This window comes from Bradyrhizobium sp. S3.7.6, assembly GCF_054061875.1.
Map to the genome: position 1 here is coordinate 5,166,826 of NZ_JBSSEQ010000001.1, position 17,794 is coordinate 5,184,619.

A 17,794-nucleotide genomic window follows, 5' to 3' on the forward strand; every position below is an offset into this window, starting at 1 on the left:
TAAGAACCTCGGCGGCCCCAACGCGCGTTACGACAGCTTGCCGACGGCCTTTTCCAGGAGATCCCAGGCCTGGTCGCCATACTTGCCCTTCCACTCGGCATAGAAGCCGGCGGAGCGCAGCTTGTCACGGAACGGCGCCACCGCAGGCTGGTTGAAGGTCAGGCCCTTGCCCGCGAGCTCCTGCTGGAGGTTCGCATTGAGCTTCGCGGTATCCTCACGCTCCTTAATGGCGGCGGCGTTGATGTTCTTGGCGACGATGGTGCGCACATCCTCCGGCAGCGCGCTCCAGGCGCGGCGGTTGGCCAGGAACCAGAAGCCGTCCCACATGTGGTTGGTCAGTGAGCAGTACTTCTGCACCTCGTACAGCTTGGCGGTCGAGATGATCGCCAGCGGGTTCTCCTGGCCCTCGACGATCTTGGTCTGGAGCGCGGAATAGACCTCGGCGAAATTGATCGAGGCGGGCGCCGCATCGAACGCCTTGAACATCGAGGTCCACAGCGGCGACACCGGCACGCGGATCTTGAAGCCCTTGAGGTCGTCGGGACCGTTGATCGGCTTGCTCGACGACGTGGTCTGGCGGAAGCCGTTGTCCCAGATCTTGTCCATGACCTCGAGGCCGGCCTTCTTGATCTCGCCGCGGACATGGACGCCGAGGTCGCCGTCCATGGCCTTCCAGACCGTGCCGTAGTCCGGGAACGCGAAGCCGATGCCGTTGATGGACGCGGCCGGCACCAGGGTCGACAGGATCAGGCCTGACAGCGTGAAGAACTCGACGCCGCCGGACCGGATCTGGCTCAGCATGTCGGTGTCGGAGCCGAGCTGGTTGTTCGGGAAGATCTGGAGGTCGAACTTGCCGTTGGTCTCGGCCTTGATCGCCGCCGCCATCTCCCTGGCGCGCACGTTCAGCGGATGGGTGTCAGGCAGGTTGTTGGCGTATTTGTAGGTGAACTCGGCGCTCTGGGCGCGGGCCACATGGGGCGCACCGAGGCCGCCCAGGACCGCGGTCGCGGCGGAGGCCTTGAGAAGCGTGCGTCGGGAAAAGCTCATGGGTCTGCTTCCTCGGAAGTTTGTTGTTGTTCTGAGATGCAAACCTATACGGACGGAAGGCCTGAAGGTCATCTGCGATCTCGCGAGGTCTCGCTTATTGCAGCCGGGCACCGTCGCGGCAATATCGGCTTTCGGCAGATGGGCCGGATTCAAAATCTGAAAAACAACCCCATGCACAGTAGCCGTCAAGAGCCGGGAGGCCAGTCGCCGCGCATCGCGGAAACGGACGGCAAGCGAAGGCGCGGTGTCAGGAATTCGATCTAAATATCTGATCTAATTGTATATATAAATATTCCATAATATACCTTATGCGAATTACGGATGTGGCGGTCCGGGCTGGGGCCCGCCTGGCGCATGGTCGCCGAAATCCCTCCCCACCGTTCATGGTGAGCCGCGTTGCTGGCCGTGGCGTCGCGGCGCATCGCCGCGCGCGGGCTCAGCTGTGCATTCTTCTGAGCGGGTGACGCTCGCGCACGGCGTCACCCGAGATGGTCCGGCCGGCAGTCAGGACGGCGCCGCGAAGTCGTAGGAGATGCGTCCGGCGGGCAGATAGAACAGCGCGATGACGGCGCCGCCGCGCACCTCAGGATAGTGCCGGCTGCCGGGGTCGGGCGCGGTCCAGCCAGGCCCTTGCCAGCCCTGCAGCCCCTTGAGCTCGGCGCCCTTGTCCAGCGGCACGACCAGGTTCAGTTCCCCGTATGGGTGACCGTGATATTGCCCGCGGAGCACGTCGTGGTCGTCCTCGTCCTTGAAGCGGCGCGGATCGGTGCTGTTCATGTAGACGGCCGTGATGCTGAACTGGAACGTTTCAGGCGTCGGATCCATGATGCGGCTGCGCCGGTAGTTCGGACCGTCGACCTCCTGGTTCGCCGCCCAGCCTTCCTCGACGCCGCGCTTAATCAGCCGCGCCAGGTCCTGGTAGAGCTGGCTGCCCTCGCCGTAGGTTTGGTTGAGCCACCGCTCCATCTCCGCGCCGGGCGTCATGTCCTTGACCTCGCGGAGAAACGGAATGCTGCACTGAATCAGTTCGTCTCGGCTTCCCATGGCGTTGTCCTTTCCATTTGGGTTGCACTTTGTTCTTCAAAGCCCGCGAACGAGGCGAAGTCCGCGATGTCCGCGCGCGGCATCAGCCTGCCCGCGATTTGGTGCCTGGCACGGCCGATCGAAATGCCGCACACGACCATTTGCTCCGCCGGGATCGACAGCAGCGGACGCAGGATCCGGTGGTATTTCGAGAACGTCTCCTGCGGACATGACTGGAGCCCATGGCCTGCCGCAGCCAGCAGCACGTTCTGGATGAACATGCCGAGGTCGAGCCAGCTGCCGACCTCCAGGCGCCGGTCGATCGTGACGATCAGCGCGACGGGCGCGCCGAAGAACGCATAGTTCTTGGCGGTCTGGCCGCTCCTGGCTTTGATATCGGTCTGGGCGATGCCGAGCGAACCGTAGAACAACCGGCCGAACTCCTGTCGTCGTTGCAGGTAGGGTTCGGGCAGATCACTGGCGTAGTATCTGTATTCCGACATATGCGCGTCGCGGGCGGTTTCGTGCGCCTCGCGCAGCGCCACCGAGACCCTGTCTTTGGCATCGCCGGCCAGCACGTAGACGTGCCAGGGCTGGATATTGGCGCCGCTTGGCGCAAACCGTGCCACGCGCAGAATCTGCTCGATGGTCCCTCGCCCGACCGGCGCGCCCGAGAAGTCGCGGCATGCAAAACGGCCTGCGATGATCTCGTCTATGCCGCTCTGCACGGCTGCGCCCTCGCCGATCATGGCTGCTTCAGGAGCGGACATCCGCCTTGCTCCATCGGCCGGAAGGCTTCCTCGCCCGGAATCGTCGCCAGCAGCTCGTAATAGTCGAACTTGTATTTGGACTGCTCGGGCGACTTGACGCGAAACAGATACATGTCGCGGACCAGCCGGCCGTCCTCGCGGATCCGGCCATTTCTGGTCATGAGATCGTTCACGGGCATGGCGCGCATCCTGGCGGCTATGATCGGCCCATCCAGCGTGCCGGCCGCCTGGACCGCCCTAAGGTAGTGCATCACCGCGCCATAGGTGCCGGCGTGGATCATGGTCGGGACCTTCTGGGTCTTGGCGATGAAGCGCTTCGACCACGCCCGTGTATCCTCGTTCAGGTCCCAATAGAACGCCGAGCTCAGCATCAGGCCCTGGGCGCTCTGGAGCCCGAGACTGTGAATGTCAGCAATGAAGACGAGCAGGCCGACCAGCTCTGCCGCTGCGTGATGCCGAATTCGCCGGCCTGCTTGACGACGTTGATGAAGTCGCCGCCGGTGTCGGCGAGCGCGATCACGTCCGCCTTCGAGGACTGTGCCTGGAGCAGGAAGGACGAAAAATCCGGCGTATTGAGCGGATGTTTCACGGCGCCGATCACCTTGCCGCCCATGGCATCGATGACCTTGCGGCTGTCGGCCTCGAGCTGGGCGCCGAGAGAATAGTCGACCGAAATGAAATACCAGGACTTTGCGCCGAGACGCGACATCGCCCGTGTCGTTCCCTGCGACAGCGCATACGTGTCGTAGGTCCAGTGAATTCCGGTCGGCGAGCATTCGTCGCCAGTCAGGCGCGACGTGGCGGCGCCGGTGGCGAGGAACAGTTTCTTCTTGTCCCGTGTGATGCCCTGCACCGCCAGCGCGACCGCAGAATTCGGCACGTCGAGGACGACCTCGACGTTTTCGTTTTCAATCCAGCGCCGCGCGATGGTCGCTCCCACATCGGCCTTGTTCTGGTGGTCTCCCGCGACGATCTGGATACCGCGCCCCAGCACCTGACCACCGAAATCGTCGACCGCCATTTGCGCCGCAACCACCGAGCCCTGGCCGCCATTGTCGGCGTAGAGCGAGGACATGTCGGTGAGAACGCCGAGCTTCACCGGACCGTCCTGCGCAATAGCCGGCGCCGTGAACAGCGCCAGTGCCAGTCCGAAAGCTCCGATCGACATCCCGCAGGATTTCATTGCCCATCTCCTCCAAATCCGGCGTCGGGATCATGACGGGATCGCGCGAATGCGGAAGTGAAACTCTTGCAGAGTGATCCTGAACCGCCTTCAGATTGGTGGCGCGAACGGCCAGGCGTCGCGGTCCGGGCGCCCTGCTCGGTTGCGTCGGCTGCGCGCATGGCCTTAACTGGAATAGATCGCAGTTATGCAACGGGCGCGCGATCCGCCTGCGACGGTGTCCTGCACGTGGCTGTTTCCTTCAAGACCCTGGACCTGAACCTGCTCAAGGTCTTCGACGCCGTCATGGAGGAGCGCAGCGTGCTGCGGGCGAGCCAGCGGGTTGCGCTCAGTCAATCCGCCGTGAGCCATTCGCTCGCCCGGCTCCGCGAGATGCTGGAAGACGATCTGTTCGTGCGCACGGCGACCGGCATGCAGCCAACCGCGCGTGCATTGACGATGGCTCCACAGGTTCGCGAAGCGCTGCGATCTCTCGAGGCGGCGGTCGAGCAGCCGCGCTTCGTTCCGGCGGCCTCGACCCGACAGTTCACCCTGGCCGCCAACGACTTCACCACGATGGTGCTGGCGTCACCGCTCCTGAAGATACTTGGGCTTGAGGCGCCGGCGATCGACCTGATTATCAAGCCGGTGACGCGGATCGACCTCGCCGAGCAGATCGACCTCGGTCGCATCGACGTTGCGATCGGCGTCTTCTCGGATCCGCCGAACCGCTTTCGGACCTCACTGTTGTTCGAATATGACGACGTGCTGATCGTGGGCGGAAAGCGCAAGCTCGGTCGGATCGACAACGCGGCCCTGGCGCGCATGCCGCTGGTCGTTGTCTCCTTCGGCGGCGAGCAGGAGGGAGCGATCGGAGGCTTCATCTCCGAGCGTGGCCTCGCAAGGCGATCGGAGATGTATGACCGCGCGGCACTCGAACGGGCATTGTCCGAAAGCGACCGGCCGCCGCGCATAGCTGTTTCGCTGCCGCATTTCCTGGCGCTGCCCGCCCTGCTCGCGGACTCTGAACTCGCGGCCATCGTTCCGCGTCCATTGGCGCGGGCATTCGAACGTGAGCATGCCATCACGACGTACGAACTGCCTTACGCCACAACGCCGGTCGAGGTCCGGCTGTTGTGGCACGAACGTATCGAGGGCGAGCCGTCGCATGACTGGCTTCACGATATCCTCAGGCGCGCGACAGCGGATCTCAGGCGTGGACGCTAGCTGGAGACGCTCTCAGTCCTGGTTCCATTTTCCATCGGGTCGTTCGGTTGGGGCGCGCGAGTGGAAGGTTGTGCTAGACTAGGCGTCGCAGTCCTGAAGAGGTCAACGATACAAGGCGGTCCCAACCGCCCGCCCAAGGGAGCCCTGTCATGCAAGAGAGCGCCGCCCGCGCGAACAGCTCGCGCGCCATTCCGTTCGATGCCGCCAAACTCGACAAGCTGATGGACGCCGCCGGCCTCGACGTGCTGGTCGCGACCTCCAAGCACAATGTGCAGTACCTGCTGGGCGCCGAGCGCGCGATTTTCTTCGACTACATGGACGCCATGGGTGTCAGCCGCTATCTGCCGGTCCTGGTCTATCCCAGGGGCGCGCCTGATAAGGCGGTCTATATCGGTCACCGTCTGGAAACCCATCAGCGTGCCGTGGCGCCGCCATGGGTGCCGCAGGTCCGCACCGAATCCAATGGCTCGGTGGATGCCGTGACGCGGGCCGTGGGCCTGATCCGGGATGCCGGCGTGCCCTTGAAGCGGGTCGGGGTCGAGATGGCGTTCCTGCCGATGGATGCAGGAAGGGCGCTCGCCGACGCCCTGCCCGGTGCCGAGCTCAAGGACGCGCTGCTGGTGCTGGAGCGGCTGCGGGCGGTTAAGTCGGCCGATGAGCTGGCCAAGCTCAAGACCGCATCCGAACTGGTGATTGCCTCGATGCTGGAGGTGATCGCCGGGCACGGGCCCGGCACGACCAAGCAGCAATTGTCGGACGGCTTGCGCATCGCCGAGGCCAATCGCGGCCTGACGTTCGAATACTGCCTGCTCGCCTGCGGCAGCAGCCACAACAGGGCGCCGTCATCGCAGCGCTGGGAGCAAGGCGACGTGCTGTCGCTCGACTCCGGCGGCAATTATCACGGCTATATCGGCGACCTCGCCCGCATGGCCGTGCTGGGCGAGCCCGATGCCGAACTGAGAGACTGTCTGGCCGAGATCGAAGCCGTGCAGCGCGCCGCGTTCGCCACGGTCCGGCCGGGCGCTCTGGGCGGCGACATCTACGTCGCGGCCGAACGGCAGCTTGCCCAGATCACCCAGCGCGACTGCACCGATTTCCTGGCCCACGGCATGGGCCTCGTCAGCCACGAGGCCCCTCGCCTGACCGCGAAGGGCCCGGTCCCCTACGACGACACCGACGCCCGCCTGCCGCTCGAAACAGGCATGGTGGTCTCGATCGAGACCACCATGAAGCATCCGAAGCGCGGCTTCATCAAGCTCGAGGACACGGTTGTGGTGACGCCGACCGGGTATGAGATTTTTGGCGAGGGCGGACGGGGGTGGAATTTGGGTGGCAGCGCGCTCTAGCCTGATGGCGTTGCAATACCCTCATGGTGAGGAGCGCGGCACGCGCGTCTCGAACCATGAAGGCCCGCCTCTCGCGTGTGGCCATCCTTCGAGACGCCCGCTTTGCGGGCTCCTCAGGATGAGGTGCGGAGTGTGGTGAAGCTGCGCAATTACCGCGCCAGCAGCATCTCCAGCTGGCTCTGCGCCTTCTTCACCGCGCCCGCGAACCAGCTCTGGCTTGGCGCTTCCTTGGCGAAACATTTGGTGTAGGCGTCCATCGCCTGGTCTTCCTTGGCCATGGCGTCCTCTGGAGTCTTCCTGGCCATCATCTGCTTCCAGACTTTTTCGCAGGCCGGGATCTCGGCCGTCTTCACGGCGTCGGTGACGGCGAGGAAGAAGACCTTCTCGCCCTGGATCGCGACGACATCGATTTCGTGCGGCGCGCCCTTCAGGTCGCCGTTGCCGCGCACGCCGAGCACGGCGACCGCGGTACTCGTGGATGCGGGCTTCGTGATCGGCAGCTCGGCATATTTGGCGAAGGCCGAGTCCTGGATGGCTTGATAGTAGAAGCGATCCGGCTTGAAGGCTGCGGCGATCTCCTGCGGCATGCCGTCTTCGCGGTGCTCGCGCAGCCAGTGCTTGAGCAGACCTGTGGTGGTCACCACGGCCTGCATCTTGTCGCCTTCGGAGGCAAAGCCCAGACCGTCGAGATGGCCGAAGCCCGAGTCGCCCTTGAACAGCGTGTCGGCGTTCGACTTGCCCTCGGCCGGCAGCCCCTTGATCGTAACCGGTCCGACCAGGCCGCGCAGCACACCGGTCAGCTCGTTGAGCGCTGCATCGTGCTGCTTGAAAGTCTCGTCGTTCTCCTTGGCTTTGGAGAATTTTGCGATGTAGCGATCGCGTAAATCGAGATAGTGCTGCTCGGGCGTGGCGGCGTCGGTTGGCGTCGCGAAAACGAGCAGGCAGAGCAAGGCGAGCGATCTCATTGCAATTTCCGGAAGACTGGGAGCGATCTCCAGTCTTTGTGCCGGTGCCGGACTGGAAGGTTCATCGGCTCCTGAACTGCAAACTGCGCGGCGGCCGGAGGTGTCGATGTACCCGTTTCAGGTTGACAAGAGCGGCCGTCCAGCGCCAAAATTCGGTTGGGTCGATACACCCGCTGCCTGCGCCCTTTGGGGATGGTGAACGTATCAAAGTCGCCCTCACCCTCGCTATTGGCGAGCGGGTCGGCAAGGCAGGCACCGATCTTCTCCGTTCGCCGATACGGGTGCTCTCATGCGCGATTTCCGCGATGCGAAGGCTATGGCTCGTTCCTTGCGCGATGCCTTGAATGCCAAAGCCGTGCAAACCACTCACAGCGAAGCTTTGGAACTGATCGCGAAAGCGTTCGGGTACGAGAACTGGAATATTCTGTCGGCCAAGATTGATGCGGCGCAGCCGAGTGCTGGCGTGCAGAATCCTGCCCAGCAGGATCGTCCCATCTACTGTTCGTTCTGCGGCATGAACCAGCATGAAGTGAGCAAGCTGGTGGCTGGGCCAGCTGTCTTTATATGCGACGAATGTATCGACCTATGCACCGATATCGTTGATGAGCAGCTGCTTCGCCTCATCGAAGGCGATGCAGACAGTGCTCGCGCCATGCCCACCGATAGACTGCTTCACTATGTGGAGCACGCGAACAAAGGGGTGGAGCGCAATCGGCTGTTGTCGCAGAACATCGAAAGGGTTTTTGCGCTTCGACAGAACGCTTCGGCGGCAAATGATGACGTGTTCAAGACATCCAACGTCGCCCGATTGAGAGGCAAGACGTCCGACGAACTGCTGGCGATGAAGAAGTTTTCGCTCAGTCAGTCGAAGCGTTACGAGCAGGCGCTGCAGACAGCGATGCCCATCGTCAACGAGCGGACTCGGTAAACGCGCAGACGATCGAGCGGCACGCCGGCCCTACTCCGCCGGCGTGAGTTGCTGCCGGCTCAGGCGCATCGCCGCCGTCTCGCGCGCCCGGACGCGGGCGCGGCGCTTGCGCCACCAGATCACGACGCCGGTGACCGACAGTGCCGCCACCACGAGGCCCATGATCGAGATCAAGATGCGGCCGAACAGCCCGACGATGCGGCCCGAATGTAGCGGGAATTGCGCCTGCACGAAGATGTCGGCGGCCGTGCCGACCCAGGGCAGCCGTTCGCCGATCGGGCGGCCGTCCTCGCTGTCGTAATAGAGCTGCGCCGGCCCGACGCCGCCGGCGCCGTGATCGTCGCCGGGATGAAAGAACGCCGCGGCATAGACGCCATGGGCCGGGCCGTAGCTGAGCGCGCCGACCGGGACGGTCCACCCTCGCCCCTTGCCCTCAGCCGCCGCGCGCGCAGCAATGTCGGCGAACGTCACCTTGGGCTCGATGGGATCGTCGGGATTGCGGTAGGGCCGCTGCTCATAGGGCGTCGGCGTGTAGTTCGACACCATCTTCATCATCGGCGAGAACACCTCGAAATAGAGGTTCAGCGAGAACGCCGTGAAGGCGATGACGAACAGCACGCCCCAGGTCCACAGGCTGAAGGCGCGATGGATGTCGAAATTGATCCGGTAGGCGCTGCCCGATGCCTTGATGGTCCAGGCCGGCGCCCAGCGCGCCCAGAAGCCGCGTTCGAGCTGGCGCGTGACCTGGGGCGCCCGCGCGGTCTTGGCGCGCCGTCGCGAGGGCAGCGTCAGATAGAAGCCGACGAAGCAATCGATGGTCCAGATGATGGCGATCACGCCGAGCACGCGCATGCCCCAGCGATCGCTGCCCCAGAATTCCGGGATGTGCATGGTATAGTGGAGCTTGTAGAGGAACGAGACGAAGTTTTCGCGCGTCACCGGCCACACCGCGCCCCAATAGCGCCGGCCGAGCTCCGCGCCGGTGTTGGGATCGAGGAAAATCTGGTTGTAGTCGATCGCGAAGCGTTTTCCCGTCGCCGGATCGATCCGCGGCATCACGAAGAACCACAGCGAGTGCCCCTCCTCCGGCGTCATGAAGAGGTAGACGACGCGCGCGCGGGGATCGCGCTGCTCGATCATCTTCGCGAGCTCGATCGAGGGAATGGCCGGGCCTTTGCTGGTGACATCGAACAGGTGGTGATTCAGCACCTCGTCGATCTCGTGGTCCCAGGAGATGATCGCCCCGGTGATGCCGGAGAAGAACAGGAATCCGGCCGTGAGCAGTCCCGCCCAGCGATGCAGCCTGCCAAATATCGCTCTCATCGTCTCGACTCTCATTAAGCGGGTCGGGCGCGCTGCGCCGGCGCTTCCACCGAGACCGTGGGAATTTGAGTCTGCGCCTGTACGGGCGCGAAGGGAACGCAGAGAGCGAATGTGCTGACGGCGCCGAAGAAAAGCACCTGAAGCTGTCGAACACGCGCATTGGAGCACGAACGAAGTTGGAAGTCTGACACGTCTAGCGAGGTCCCGCGCTGCCGGCTTTGCCGGAATGATTTTTGGACTCTCGCCCTAACGCGGGGGCATTCTCAGTGCGAGAGACGCAGAGTTAGAATCTATCGAGACCGGGGAATAAATCGTGCGACCAATGCGCCCATCTGCGCGTCGAGGCGCATCGCCGGCTTCTATGAGCGCTTCGATATGGAATGCTTCTAGAGTGAGAACATTCGCCGCTTGTCCGCAAACGCGTGACAACGGCGGACTCGCTGCCGCGAGCGAATGGCTGCGACGACGATGCGAAGGCTGACGGGAGCCGGCAATTCAACGTTGCACGGCAATCATCGTGTTGAGCGCTTTAACGCTCGGCGCAAACAGCACTGCGACGCCCTTGTAGCGGATAAATTGCTTCATCTGGAACGTCACGGAGGCGTCCCCCGCGAGCGGAACCTGGAACCGGGTCTCGGCCTTTGGATCTGCCCGGTTTCCAGTCAAGGCATCCTGCGCGTTGGCTCCGTTCGGAAGGCGCATGTAGGCGTCGGCAAAGTCGGTCTGATGCATCCACCGCAAGATGGTATAGAATTGCTCGTTGATCCTGGCGAAGTAGAAAAGCCCTACGATGCCGCGGTCCTTGCCGTCGTCCTCCGTGCCCTCCAGATGAGGACCGTAGGAAAATCCGCGGCGTATGACGCGTGGCGGCCCCTTGGGGAAACGAATCTGATTGGCAAATTTCAGCGGATGATCGCGGCAATTGACAATGCGAATGTGAGCCCCGAGCGGGCATTTGACGCCGTTTGGATCGTCGCCATAGCCGAAAGCATCGTTCAATTGCGGGGTCGACGGTGGTGCATCCGGAAAACGTGACAGCGGCGACCCGTGTCGCCAGCGCCCCATCATCTTGGCCGCGATCCATTCTTCGGCCAGTTCCGGGCCGACATGCGGCGCCGCCTGCGGTGCATTCGCCTTCAGGAATCTGTTGAAGGCCGCGACGTCCTGATAAAGCCACGACAGGCCGACGAATGATCCATCGCGCGCGAAGTCCTGCCATGGACCGGGCTTGAACGGTGCAGTGGGAAAATCGCTGTTCGGATAGCCGACGACGATCTCGCGACAATCGACGGCGTCGGAAGCCCTGGCAGCCGGCGCATCCTGCCAGTCAATATTGGGCGCGGTGATTCCATCACGATAGCCAAAATGCAGGCGGCCGTCGGCTGGCCGACAGCCGGACAGCGCGCCGTCGTCCCAACTGTCGAGCGACAATTCCCGGACACCGAGGCCTGTCGCGGACTGCCGCACCTGCGCGAGGCAATCGGCTTTCTGCTCGGGCGTGTCGAACCCGATGTGGATGGCGAGATCGATATCGCTCGACTTGAACTTGCCGTCCCACCATCCCGCCGGAGCGCTGGCGTCGAAGAAACCAAGCTGTGTCGCAATGCCGCCATCCGGCGCCTGCGCCGGGTCCACGAACGATACCTCGAATTGCTGCCGCCCCTGCGCGACGTCAAGGTCGGCGCGACCCGACATCATCGTCGCGATGCCGTTCCAACTGAACATGAAGTGGAACGCGGGACCCTCGGCGTCCGGGCCCGCCCCCACCGCGACCCGCGGTATCCATTGCCGCAGGAAGGACCTGGCGCCGCCGGCGTCGCCAAACCTAAACAACAGAGCCGCAAGTAGCGGCTTGGCCGAGCTTCGAGCGACGATCGCCTGCAAATTGCCGAGATCCACCATGGCGCCTGCCCTGCAAGAACGGTCAGTCGATAGGCAGCCTCAAAGCCGGCCTATCCCGAAAGCGCAAATACGCTCTGAAAGCTATTTCCCGAGCTTTGCCAGAATGTCTGCGACAGTCATGCCGTCGTAAGCCGAGAACAGCCAGCCGGACGGGTTGCCGCTGATGTCGGTTGAGCCGTCGGTCGCAGTGCCCAGCGAGCGCGCGTTGTGGTTCTTCGAGAATTCGAAGAACGCATTGGGATCGTTGATGTCCAGGCCAGTCGTATCTGCCAGGGAAAATATCGCGGCAAATATCGGCGTGAGCGCTCGCCGGAAAAACTCCGTGTATTCCTGGTGCGTTCCCTCATATTCGGTGATGACCTGGATGTACTTGTCCTCGATGACGACGACCCGGGCGAAATGAACAATCCTGGACTGCTTCAGCGCCGCCGCGATGGCGGGCTGAACCTTCTCAGTGAAGCTCGCCTCGAGATTCCGCAGCTTTGCCAGGGTCTCGGCATCCTGCTTGATCGGCAGCGTGAGATTGAGTGCATGGGTCATGGGAAATCTCCTTAAAGAATACAACCTTAAGATGGTATCACTCTCGAAAGGAATTGGAAGCGATCTTTTCGACGTGCGGCCGGCCGTCGCGTCGCGGGCCCTTCGAAAGGGGCAGCAATACTCCCCTGACAATTCGACCGCGAGCGCATGCGACCAGCGAACCAGCGCTGGTTGGCCTGCTGCGAACGTTGTTGTCGCGCGACGAGCCTACGCTTTGCCGGCGTGGCAGCACGCGCCGCCGGCGGCATCCTTCGGGTCGCCCGCCAGCACGCTGCGGCTGTTGCGCTCCGGCGGAATGTCGCCGGCGGCATTGGCCGAAAAGAATCCGGTCGGCTTCAGCATGAAGCCGGCATATTCGACCGGCATGATCGGAAAATCCTCGGGCTTGCAGACATGGGTGTGGCCGAAGGAGTGCCACACCACGAGATCTGTATTCTCGATGTTGCGGTTCTGCGCGGCGTAGCGCGGCAGGCCGTCGCCGCCGGCGTGGACATTGGGATAATCGCCGCTGGCGTATTTCTCGTCCTTGTCGAAGGCCGTGACCCAGACATGCTTTGTGGCAAAGCCGCCGCGCTTGCGCACATAGCTGCCCTCCTGCGCCAGCATCAGCGGGCTCGGATTGACCACGAGCTTGTAGGCCGGCGCGTTGCCGACCGAATTGGTCTCGTTGGGATTGCTGATCTTCCAGAACCGGCCGGTCTCGCCGTTCGCAATGGCAGCCGCATCACGCTCGCGCGACAGGATGCGGGTCGTGGTATCGAACGCGTTGCCGTGCGGATTGTCCGCGCCCCAGGGCCGCGGCAGGAACTCGTGCTCGGTGACGGTATTGCCGCCGCCGTCGAGGTCCATGTGCAGGCGCACGTTGAAGAAATGCTGGTGCGTTGGGCCGCCCAGATTGTCGTCGACCATGCCGCCCCATTTGTACTTTTCGCCGGATGGCACGGCGGCGGTCTGGATGATGCCGGTGAGTTTTGTCTCGAGCTGGATCGTGCCGTCCTGGTACAGGTACCAGTAGAAGCCGTAGTCGTAATTGCCGACGGTGGCGAAGAACGAGATGACGAGGCGCCGCGAGCGGCGCACCTCGAACAGGCCGTTGCGGAATTCGTAGTGTTTCCAGGCAATTCCGTAATCTTCCTCATGCATGCAGATGGCATTCTGCATGACGAAGGGCGCGCCCTTGTTGTCGGCGGCCGGCACGTCGAAATAATGGATGTTGCCGAGACAGTCGCAGCCGAGCTCGAGCGCATTGGCGAGCATGCCGAGCCCGTATTCACCGGCATCGAACGCCGACTTCCAGAAATGGTTCTCGGTCGGATCGGCATAGGGCACCACCATCTCGGTGACGCTGGCGCGATGGATCAGCGAGCGCTTGCGATCACCGTCCTGGTAGGCGAGCTGATGCAGCACCAGCCCTTCGCGCGGCGTGAAGCCGGCGCGAAAACTCCATTTCTGCCAGTCGACCTTCCAGCCATCGACCTTGAAGCTCGCGCCCTCCGGCTGTTCGATATGCAGCGGCTTGATGTCGGTGCGCGGGTTTTTGACTTCATGCGCGCCGTAATTCCGCTTCTTGCGCGGGATCGGCACGATCGGGTCTGCGTCCGTGAGGTCGATGACCTTGCCGCCGATCAGGTCGACCACAGCGACTACGCCCTCGATCGGATGGGCGTAGCCGTTGTCCTGCAGATGTTCGCGGAAAAAGCTGACGGCGCGCACGATACGGGCGCCGCGCTCGTACTCAAAATCGAAGAAGCCCGAGGAGAACGGATCGACCTGGACCAGCTCGATATCCTTGTCGGTCAACCCGCGGCGGACCATCGCCGCGCGCCAGCCTGGATCGGCCTTCACCACGGCCTCGCACTTGAAAAATTCTTCCAGCATCACCGGCGGCTGCCCATAGGGCGCCTCGCGGTTCGGAATGACCTTGCGGCCGACGATCTCGTTGCGGCCGAGATCGACGATGTGCTCGATCGCCTCGCCCGTGGTGACGTCGAGCGTCAGCGCGAAGGCGCGGCGCCCTGCTCCGCCCGTAGCCAATTCCTGTTTGGTCGGCTCCTCCAGCCGGACGGTCGGGAAGCGGCAGTTCTCCGGCGAGGTCGCGGCGGCACGAACCAGCGTGCAGGCGGCCGTGATCTCTTCGGCTGTCAGAGGATCGAGCGGATGCGGTGCGGCCGCTTGAATCGGTGATTTGGCTTTGACGGTATCGAGCATGATGATGACCAGAAATCAGCGCGGGGCGAGATGCGCGGTGATGGCGCGGAAGGCGGCGAGCCAGCGGTGGTCGAGCGGAACGTCCATCGCCTTCGGCTGCGTCGCGAGCTTGACGATGACGGTGTCGGTGGCCGCGTCGATGTAGAGCCACTGGCCGTGAATGCCGATCCCCGCGAGATCGTTCCGCGACGGATCGATCGTGTACCATTTGCTGCGGTAGCGGGCGCCCGGGAAGATGTCGGCGAGGTCGCCGTCTTTCCACGCCTGGGGATCGCCGTTCTCGTGGATGTCGTCGATCCACCAGCCCGGCACCACCTGCCGTCCCTCGACCACGCCGCGGCAGCGGATCATTTCGCCGAAGCGCAGCAGATCGCGTGCGGTGACGGAAAGCCCGCCGGCGATGCGGCCCATGCCGTGGCTGTCGAGCGTGAGGGAGCCATCCTCCTCGGCGCCCATCGGCTGCCAGAGATAGTCGGAGAGGATGCGATGGTAAGGCATGCCGCAGGCGCGCTCGTAGACCCAGCCGAGCACTTCCGTATTGGTCGAGACGTAGTGGAACACCTTGCCGTGCGGCTTTCCTGTCCCGCGCAGCGTGGTGAGATAGGCGCGCTGATGGCCGGCCTCGACGCCTGGCGGCGGCACGTCCCAGCCCGAGGAGAAGCGATAGCGCGCGACGTCGCCGGCCGGATCCTCGTAGTCCTCCTCGAACTTGATCGCGACCGCCATGTCGAGGACGTTGCGGACGGTGCAGCTGCCATAGACCGAGCTCTCCAGCTCCGGCACGTAGCGCACCACCCTCGCCTCCGGATCGAGCAGGCCGCGCGCAGCCAGCACGCCGCCGAGCGTGCCGGCGATCGACTTGCTGATGGAGCAGATCAGATGCGGCGTGGTGACGCTCATGCCGTCGCCGTACCATTCGTGGATCAGTGTGCCCCGGTGCATGACCAGCAGCGCATCGCCGAAGGTTTCGCGCAACGTGGCCTCGACCGTGGTCGGCTTGCCGTCCGGCGCGGTGAAGCTGAGCTTTTGCAGCTCGCGCGGCGCGCTTGCCATCGGTGTGGGATGCGCGGAGCGGCGAACCTCCGCGGTCGGCAGCACTTCGCGGGTGTGGGTGAAGCCCCAGCGGATGGCGGGAAAGCTGCGCCAGTTGGCGCGGGTCACCTGGGCCTCGGGCGTGGGCGGGCTGCCGCGCATGATGTCCGTCGGTCGCATCTCGATCCTCCGCAAGGCCATCCCGACTGCGATGTCGGAACGGCAAGGGAGAAGACTGCACACAGGCCGCATCGGGCGTTATCGAGATCCGGCAATATTTTGCTGGACAGCGGCCATGGCCGTGCCAGTCTGGCGTAGTTCTTGCTGGCTATTCGGCTTGCAAATACTGACGTGCTGTCATGGCCTTAAGCGCAACTCTTCCGATTCAAGACTCGGCTGCCAATCTACTTCAAGCGAGCAGCACGGATGTCGACGAGCATTGCGCCACGCTCGGCCGCTGGCGGCTGAGCTACGACCAGATCAGCGCCGGGGCGTTCCGGGGCAGCTTCACGCAACTCTCCCTGCCCCGGCTCGAAGTCTTCCGCGAGATCACCAGCCAGCAGGTGCGCCAATACGGCCAGCTAGGTGCCGACAGCTTTGGCATCGGCCTGCCCTGGCACGGCGGCAGCGAGGTCAATTGCAACGGCGCCAATGTTGCGGGCTCCCAGGTCATCGCCAGCATCGACGCCGAGATCGACATGTGTACGCCGAAGGCGTTCGAGCTCCGCGGTGTCGTCGCCAGCGCGGCGCTGATCGCGGAGCTTGCGGCACGGCTCGACATCGAATTGCCGCGCGCCGTCTGGCACCAGTTGCTGGTGATCGAGATGGCGGCGGCGCCGGTCGCGCGGCTGCGCGCCCACCTCGCCGCCATTCACGAGACCATCACGGCCGCATCCGAACGGTTCGACGATCCGGCCGCGCGACAGGCGCTGGAGGACGCCCTCCTCGTCGAGATCATGGACATGCTGCCGACGGCCCAGCCCAGCGATCCCGGCCGCAGCGCCACGGCGCGCAAGCGCACCGTGGATCGCGCCCGCGAGCTGATGCATGGCAGCGGCGATCGCTCGCTGTCGCTGCTGGAGGTCTGCAAGGCGGTCGGCGCGAGCCCGCGCAAGCTCGGCTATTGCTTTCAGGAAGTCGTGGGCACGAGCCCGATGCATTACTGGCGCGCGATGCGGCTGAATCGGGTGCGGCGGGACCTGAAGCGCGCCGGCGGCGCCGAGACGTCGATCTACGACGTCGCCGTGCAACACGGCTTCTGGCACTTCAGCCAGTTCTCGCTCGACTACAAGCGCCACTTCTCCGAGCTGCCCTCGGAGACACTGCGGCGCGCGAGGCTTATCGCCTGACGCGCGCGTCTTCTACTCTACGACTAGTCGTGGCTAGCAGCTCGCTTGCGGCCATCCTTCGAGACGCCCGCCTCTGGCGGGCCCTCAGGATGAGGTCGTGTTTTGCGGCGAGATATTGGACCCTCGTGGTGAGGAGCCCGCGCAAGCGGGCGTCTCGAGCCATGCAGGCCGGGCACGTCACCAGGTCGGCAAATACGTACCCTTGAAGCGCGTCTCAAGAAACGCCTTCACGGGATCGGAGTGATAGACCGCGATCAACTGCTTCACCCACGGCTTGTCCTTGTCCTCCTCGCGGACGGCGAGGATGTTGACCCAGGGACCATCGGGGTTCTCGCGCGCGATCGCATCGGTCGCCGGATTGAGGCCGGCCTGCACGGCGTAATTGTTGTTGATCGAGACGACGTCGACGTCCTGCAGCGCGCGCGGCAGCTGGGCGGCATCGAGCTCGACGAAGCGCAGCTTCTTCGGATTGTCGGTGATGTCGGCAATGGTCGAGGAGACGTTGTTCGGATCCTTTAGCTTGATCACGCCGTGCAGCGCCAAAATCATCAGGCCGCGCGCGCCGTTGGAGGGATCGCTGGCAATCGCAACGCGAGCGCCTTCCGGCAAATCGGCGAGCTTCTTGTATTTCTGCGAATAGACGCCCTGCGGCGAGCCGATCGTGTTGGCTACCTTGACAATTTTCCAGCCGGTCTTGGAGATCTGGTTCTTCAGGTAAGGCTCGTGCTGGAACGAGTTGGCTTCGAGGTCCTTCAGCGCCAGCGCCTGGTTCGGAATGACGTAGTCGGTGAACTCGACCACCTTGATGTCGAGGCCGCGCTCGGCGCCGACCTTCTTCACCACGTCCAGGATCTCGGCATGGGGGCCGGCGGTAACGCCGACGCGGATGGTTTCAGCTTGAGCGGTGGTCGCAAGCAAGGCTGCAGCCGCAAGGGTTGCGAGAAAGCGCATTGTAGTCTCCAGTTTCAGGGA

The 17,794-nt window shown here is 63.7% G+C and carries 13 protein-coding genes and 3 pseudogenes; 5 read left to right on the plus strand and 11 right to left on the minus strand.

Annotated elements, in window-relative coordinates:
* Window positions 1-27: 27 nt before the first annotated feature.
* The 4 genes and pseudogenes from ACVJ5M_RS25120 to ACVJ5M_RS25135 all read right to left on the minus strand — a co-directional run bounded on the left by ACVJ5M_RS25120 (window position 28) and on the right by ACVJ5M_RS25135 (window position 4,023).
* Window positions 28-1,047 carry a TRAP transporter substrate-binding protein gene (locus ACVJ5M_RS25120; protein WP_063983297.1) on the minus strand — a complete coding sequence of 340 codons (1,020 nt, stop codon included), beginning with the start codon at window positions 1,045-1,047 and terminating at the stop codon, window positions 28-30.
* A gap of 504 nt (window positions 1,048-1,551) precedes the next feature.
* Window positions 1,552-2,091, minus strand: coding sequence for a 4-hydroxylaminobenzoate lyase (locus tag ACVJ5M_RS25125; RefSeq protein ID WP_063983298.1), 540 nt, complete (start codon window positions 2,089-2,091; stop codon window positions 1,552-1,554).
* Window positions 2,070-2,819 (minus strand): nitroreductase, encoded by a 750-nt coding sequence (locus ACVJ5M_RS25130; RefSeq protein ID WP_063983299.1) that lies wholly within the window; start codon window positions 2,817-2,819, stop codon window positions 2,070-2,072. Before ACVJ5M_RS25130 ends, ACVJ5M_RS25125 begins: the two co-directional genes overlap by 22 nt.
* Window positions 2,816-4,023 (minus strand): annotated as a pseudogene (locus ACVJ5M_RS25135) (ABC transporter substrate-binding protein). The gene ACVJ5M_RS25130 and the pseudogene ACVJ5M_RS25135 overlap by 4 nt, the downstream one beginning before the upstream one ends.
* A 228-nt stretch (window positions 4,024-4,251) precedes the next feature.
* Here ACVJ5M_RS25135 and ACVJ5M_RS25140 point away from each other — a divergent pair.
* Together ACVJ5M_RS25140 and ACVJ5M_RS25145 are read left to right on the plus strand one after the other, a co-directional pair.
* Window positions 4,252-5,229 carry a LysR family transcriptional regulator gene (locus ACVJ5M_RS25140; RefSeq protein WP_063983301.1) on the plus strand — a complete coding sequence of 326 codons (978 nt, stop codon included), beginning with the start codon at window positions 4,252-4,254 and terminating at the stop codon, window positions 5,227-5,229.
* A 149-nt stretch (window positions 5,230-5,378) separates the two neighbouring features.
* Window positions 5,379-6,575 carry a M24 family metallopeptidase gene (locus ACVJ5M_RS25145; protein WP_063983302.1) on the plus strand — a complete coding sequence of 399 codons (1,197 nt, stop codon included), beginning with the start codon at window positions 5,379-5,381 and terminating at the stop codon, window positions 6,573-6,575.
* Window positions 6,576-6,724: 149 nt separating this feature from the next.
* On the opposite strand, the gene ACVJ5M_RS25150 is transcribed toward ACVJ5M_RS25145, so the two are convergent.
* Complete coding sequence (locus ACVJ5M_RS25150) at window positions 6,725-7,540, minus strand: hypothetical protein (protein WP_063983303.1); 816 nt, start codon at window positions 7,538-7,540, stop codon at window positions 6,725-6,727.
* Window positions 7,541-7,829: 289 nt separating this feature from the next.
* Between ACVJ5M_RS25150 and ACVJ5M_RS25155 the strand changes: the two are divergent.
* A pseudogene (locus tag ACVJ5M_RS25155) lies at window positions 7,830-7,982 on the plus strand (glyoxalase superfamily protein); the annotation flags it as partial.
* A 72-nt stretch (window positions 7,983-8,054) separates the two neighbouring features.
* A pseudogene (locus ACVJ5M_RS25160) lies at window positions 8,055-8,148 on the plus strand (ClpX C4-type zinc finger protein); the annotation flags it as partial.
* 350 nt (window positions 8,149-8,498) lie between these two features.
* Here the strand turns inward: ACVJ5M_RS25160 and fsrB are convergent.
* The 5 genes from fsrB to ACVJ5M_RS25185 form a co-directional block, all read right to left on the minus strand.
* Entirely contained in the window at window positions 8,499-9,791 is a 1,293-nt protein-coding gene (gene fsrB, locus ACVJ5M_RS25165; RefSeq protein WP_063983305.1) for a siderophore utilization protein FsrB, read from the minus strand.
* A 495-nt stretch (window positions 9,792-10,286) separates the two neighbouring features.
* Window positions 10,287-11,693 (minus strand): Dyp-type peroxidase, encoded by a 1,407-nt coding sequence (locus tag ACVJ5M_RS25170; protein ID WP_063983306.1) that lies wholly within the window; start codon window positions 11,691-11,693, stop codon window positions 10,287-10,289.
* 81 nt (window positions 11,694-11,774) lie between these two features.
* A complete protein-coding gene (locus ACVJ5M_RS25175; RefSeq protein WP_028147544.1) occupies window positions 11,775-12,233 on the minus strand; it encodes a hypothetical protein in 459 nt (152 codons plus the stop codon).
* A gap of 207 nt (window positions 12,234-12,440) precedes the next feature.
* Window positions 12,441-14,441, minus strand: a complete 2,001-nt coding sequence (locus tag ACVJ5M_RS25180; protein WP_231141974.1) for a primary-amine oxidase — start codon at window positions 14,439-14,441, stop codon at window positions 12,441-12,443.
* A 15-nt stretch (window positions 14,442-14,456) separates the two neighbouring features.
* Entirely contained in the window at window positions 14,457-15,653 is a 1,197-nt protein-coding gene (locus tag ACVJ5M_RS25185; RefSeq protein WP_231141973.1) for a serine hydrolase domain-containing protein, read from the minus strand.
* 179 nt (window positions 15,654-15,832) lie between these two features.
* Here ACVJ5M_RS25185 and ACVJ5M_RS25190 point away from each other — a divergent pair, with 179 nt between their 5' ends.
* Window positions 15,833-16,822: a helix-turn-helix domain-containing protein gene (locus tag ACVJ5M_RS25190; RefSeq protein ID WP_063983308.1), complete on the plus strand. Its 990-nt coding sequence runs from the start codon at window positions 15,833-15,835 to the stop codon at window positions 16,820-16,822.
* A gap of 177 nt (window positions 16,823-16,999) precedes the next feature.
* Here the strand turns inward: ACVJ5M_RS25190 and ACVJ5M_RS25195 are convergent, their stop codons facing one another.
* Complete coding sequence (locus ACVJ5M_RS25195) at window positions 17,000-17,773, minus strand: MetQ/NlpA family ABC transporter substrate-binding protein (protein WP_063983309.1); 774 nt, start codon at window positions 17,771-17,773, stop codon at window positions 17,000-17,002.
* Window positions 17,774-17,794 lie beyond the last annotated feature (21 nt).

Coding starts and splice junctions, on each gene's coding strand:
- ACVJ5M_RS25150 (WP_063983303.1), bottom strand. CDS start 7,540: ATGAGATCGCTCGCCTTGCTCTGCCTGCTCGTTTTCGCGACGCCAACC.
- ACVJ5M_RS25180 (WP_231141974.1), bottom strand. CDS start 14,441: ATGCTCGATACCGTCAAAGCCAAATCACCGATTCAAGCGGCCGCACCG.
- ACVJ5M_RS25125 (WP_063983298.1), bottom strand. CDS start 2,091: ATGGGAAGCCGAGACGAACTGATTCAGTGCAGCATTCCGTTTCTCCGC.
- ACVJ5M_RS25190 (WP_063983308.1), top strand. CDS start 15,833: ATGGCCTTAAGCGCAACTCTTCCGATTCAAGACTCGGCTGCCAATCTA.
- ACVJ5M_RS25170 (WP_063983306.1), bottom strand. CDS start 11,693: ATGGTGGATCTCGGCAATTTGCAGGCGATCGTCGCTCGAAGCTCGGCC.
- ACVJ5M_RS25120 (WP_063983297.1), bottom strand. CDS start 1,047: ATGAGCTTTTCCCGACGCACGCTTCTCAAGGCCTCCGCCGCGACCGCG.
- ACVJ5M_RS25195 (WP_063983309.1), bottom strand. CDS start 17,773: ATGCGCTTTCTCGCAACCCTTGCGGCTGCAGCCTTGCTTGCGACCACC.
- fsrB (WP_063983305.1), bottom strand. CDS start 9,791: ATGAGAGCGATATTTGGCAGGCTGCATCGCTGGGCGGGACTGCTCACG.
- ACVJ5M_RS25145 (WP_063983302.1), top strand. CDS start 5,379: ATGCAAGAGAGCGCCGCCCGCGCGAACAGCTCGCGCGCCATTCCGTTC.
- ACVJ5M_RS25130 (WP_063983299.1), bottom strand. CDS start 2,819: ATGATCGGCGAGGGCGCAGCCGTGCAGAGCGGCATAGACGAGATCATC.
- ACVJ5M_RS25175 (WP_028147544.1), bottom strand. CDS start 12,233: ATGACCCATGCACTCAATCTCACGCTGCCGATCAAGCAGGATGCCGAG.
- ACVJ5M_RS25185 (WP_231141973.1), bottom strand. CDS start 15,653: ATGCGACCGACGGACATCATGCGCGGCAGCCCGCCCACGCCCGAGGCC.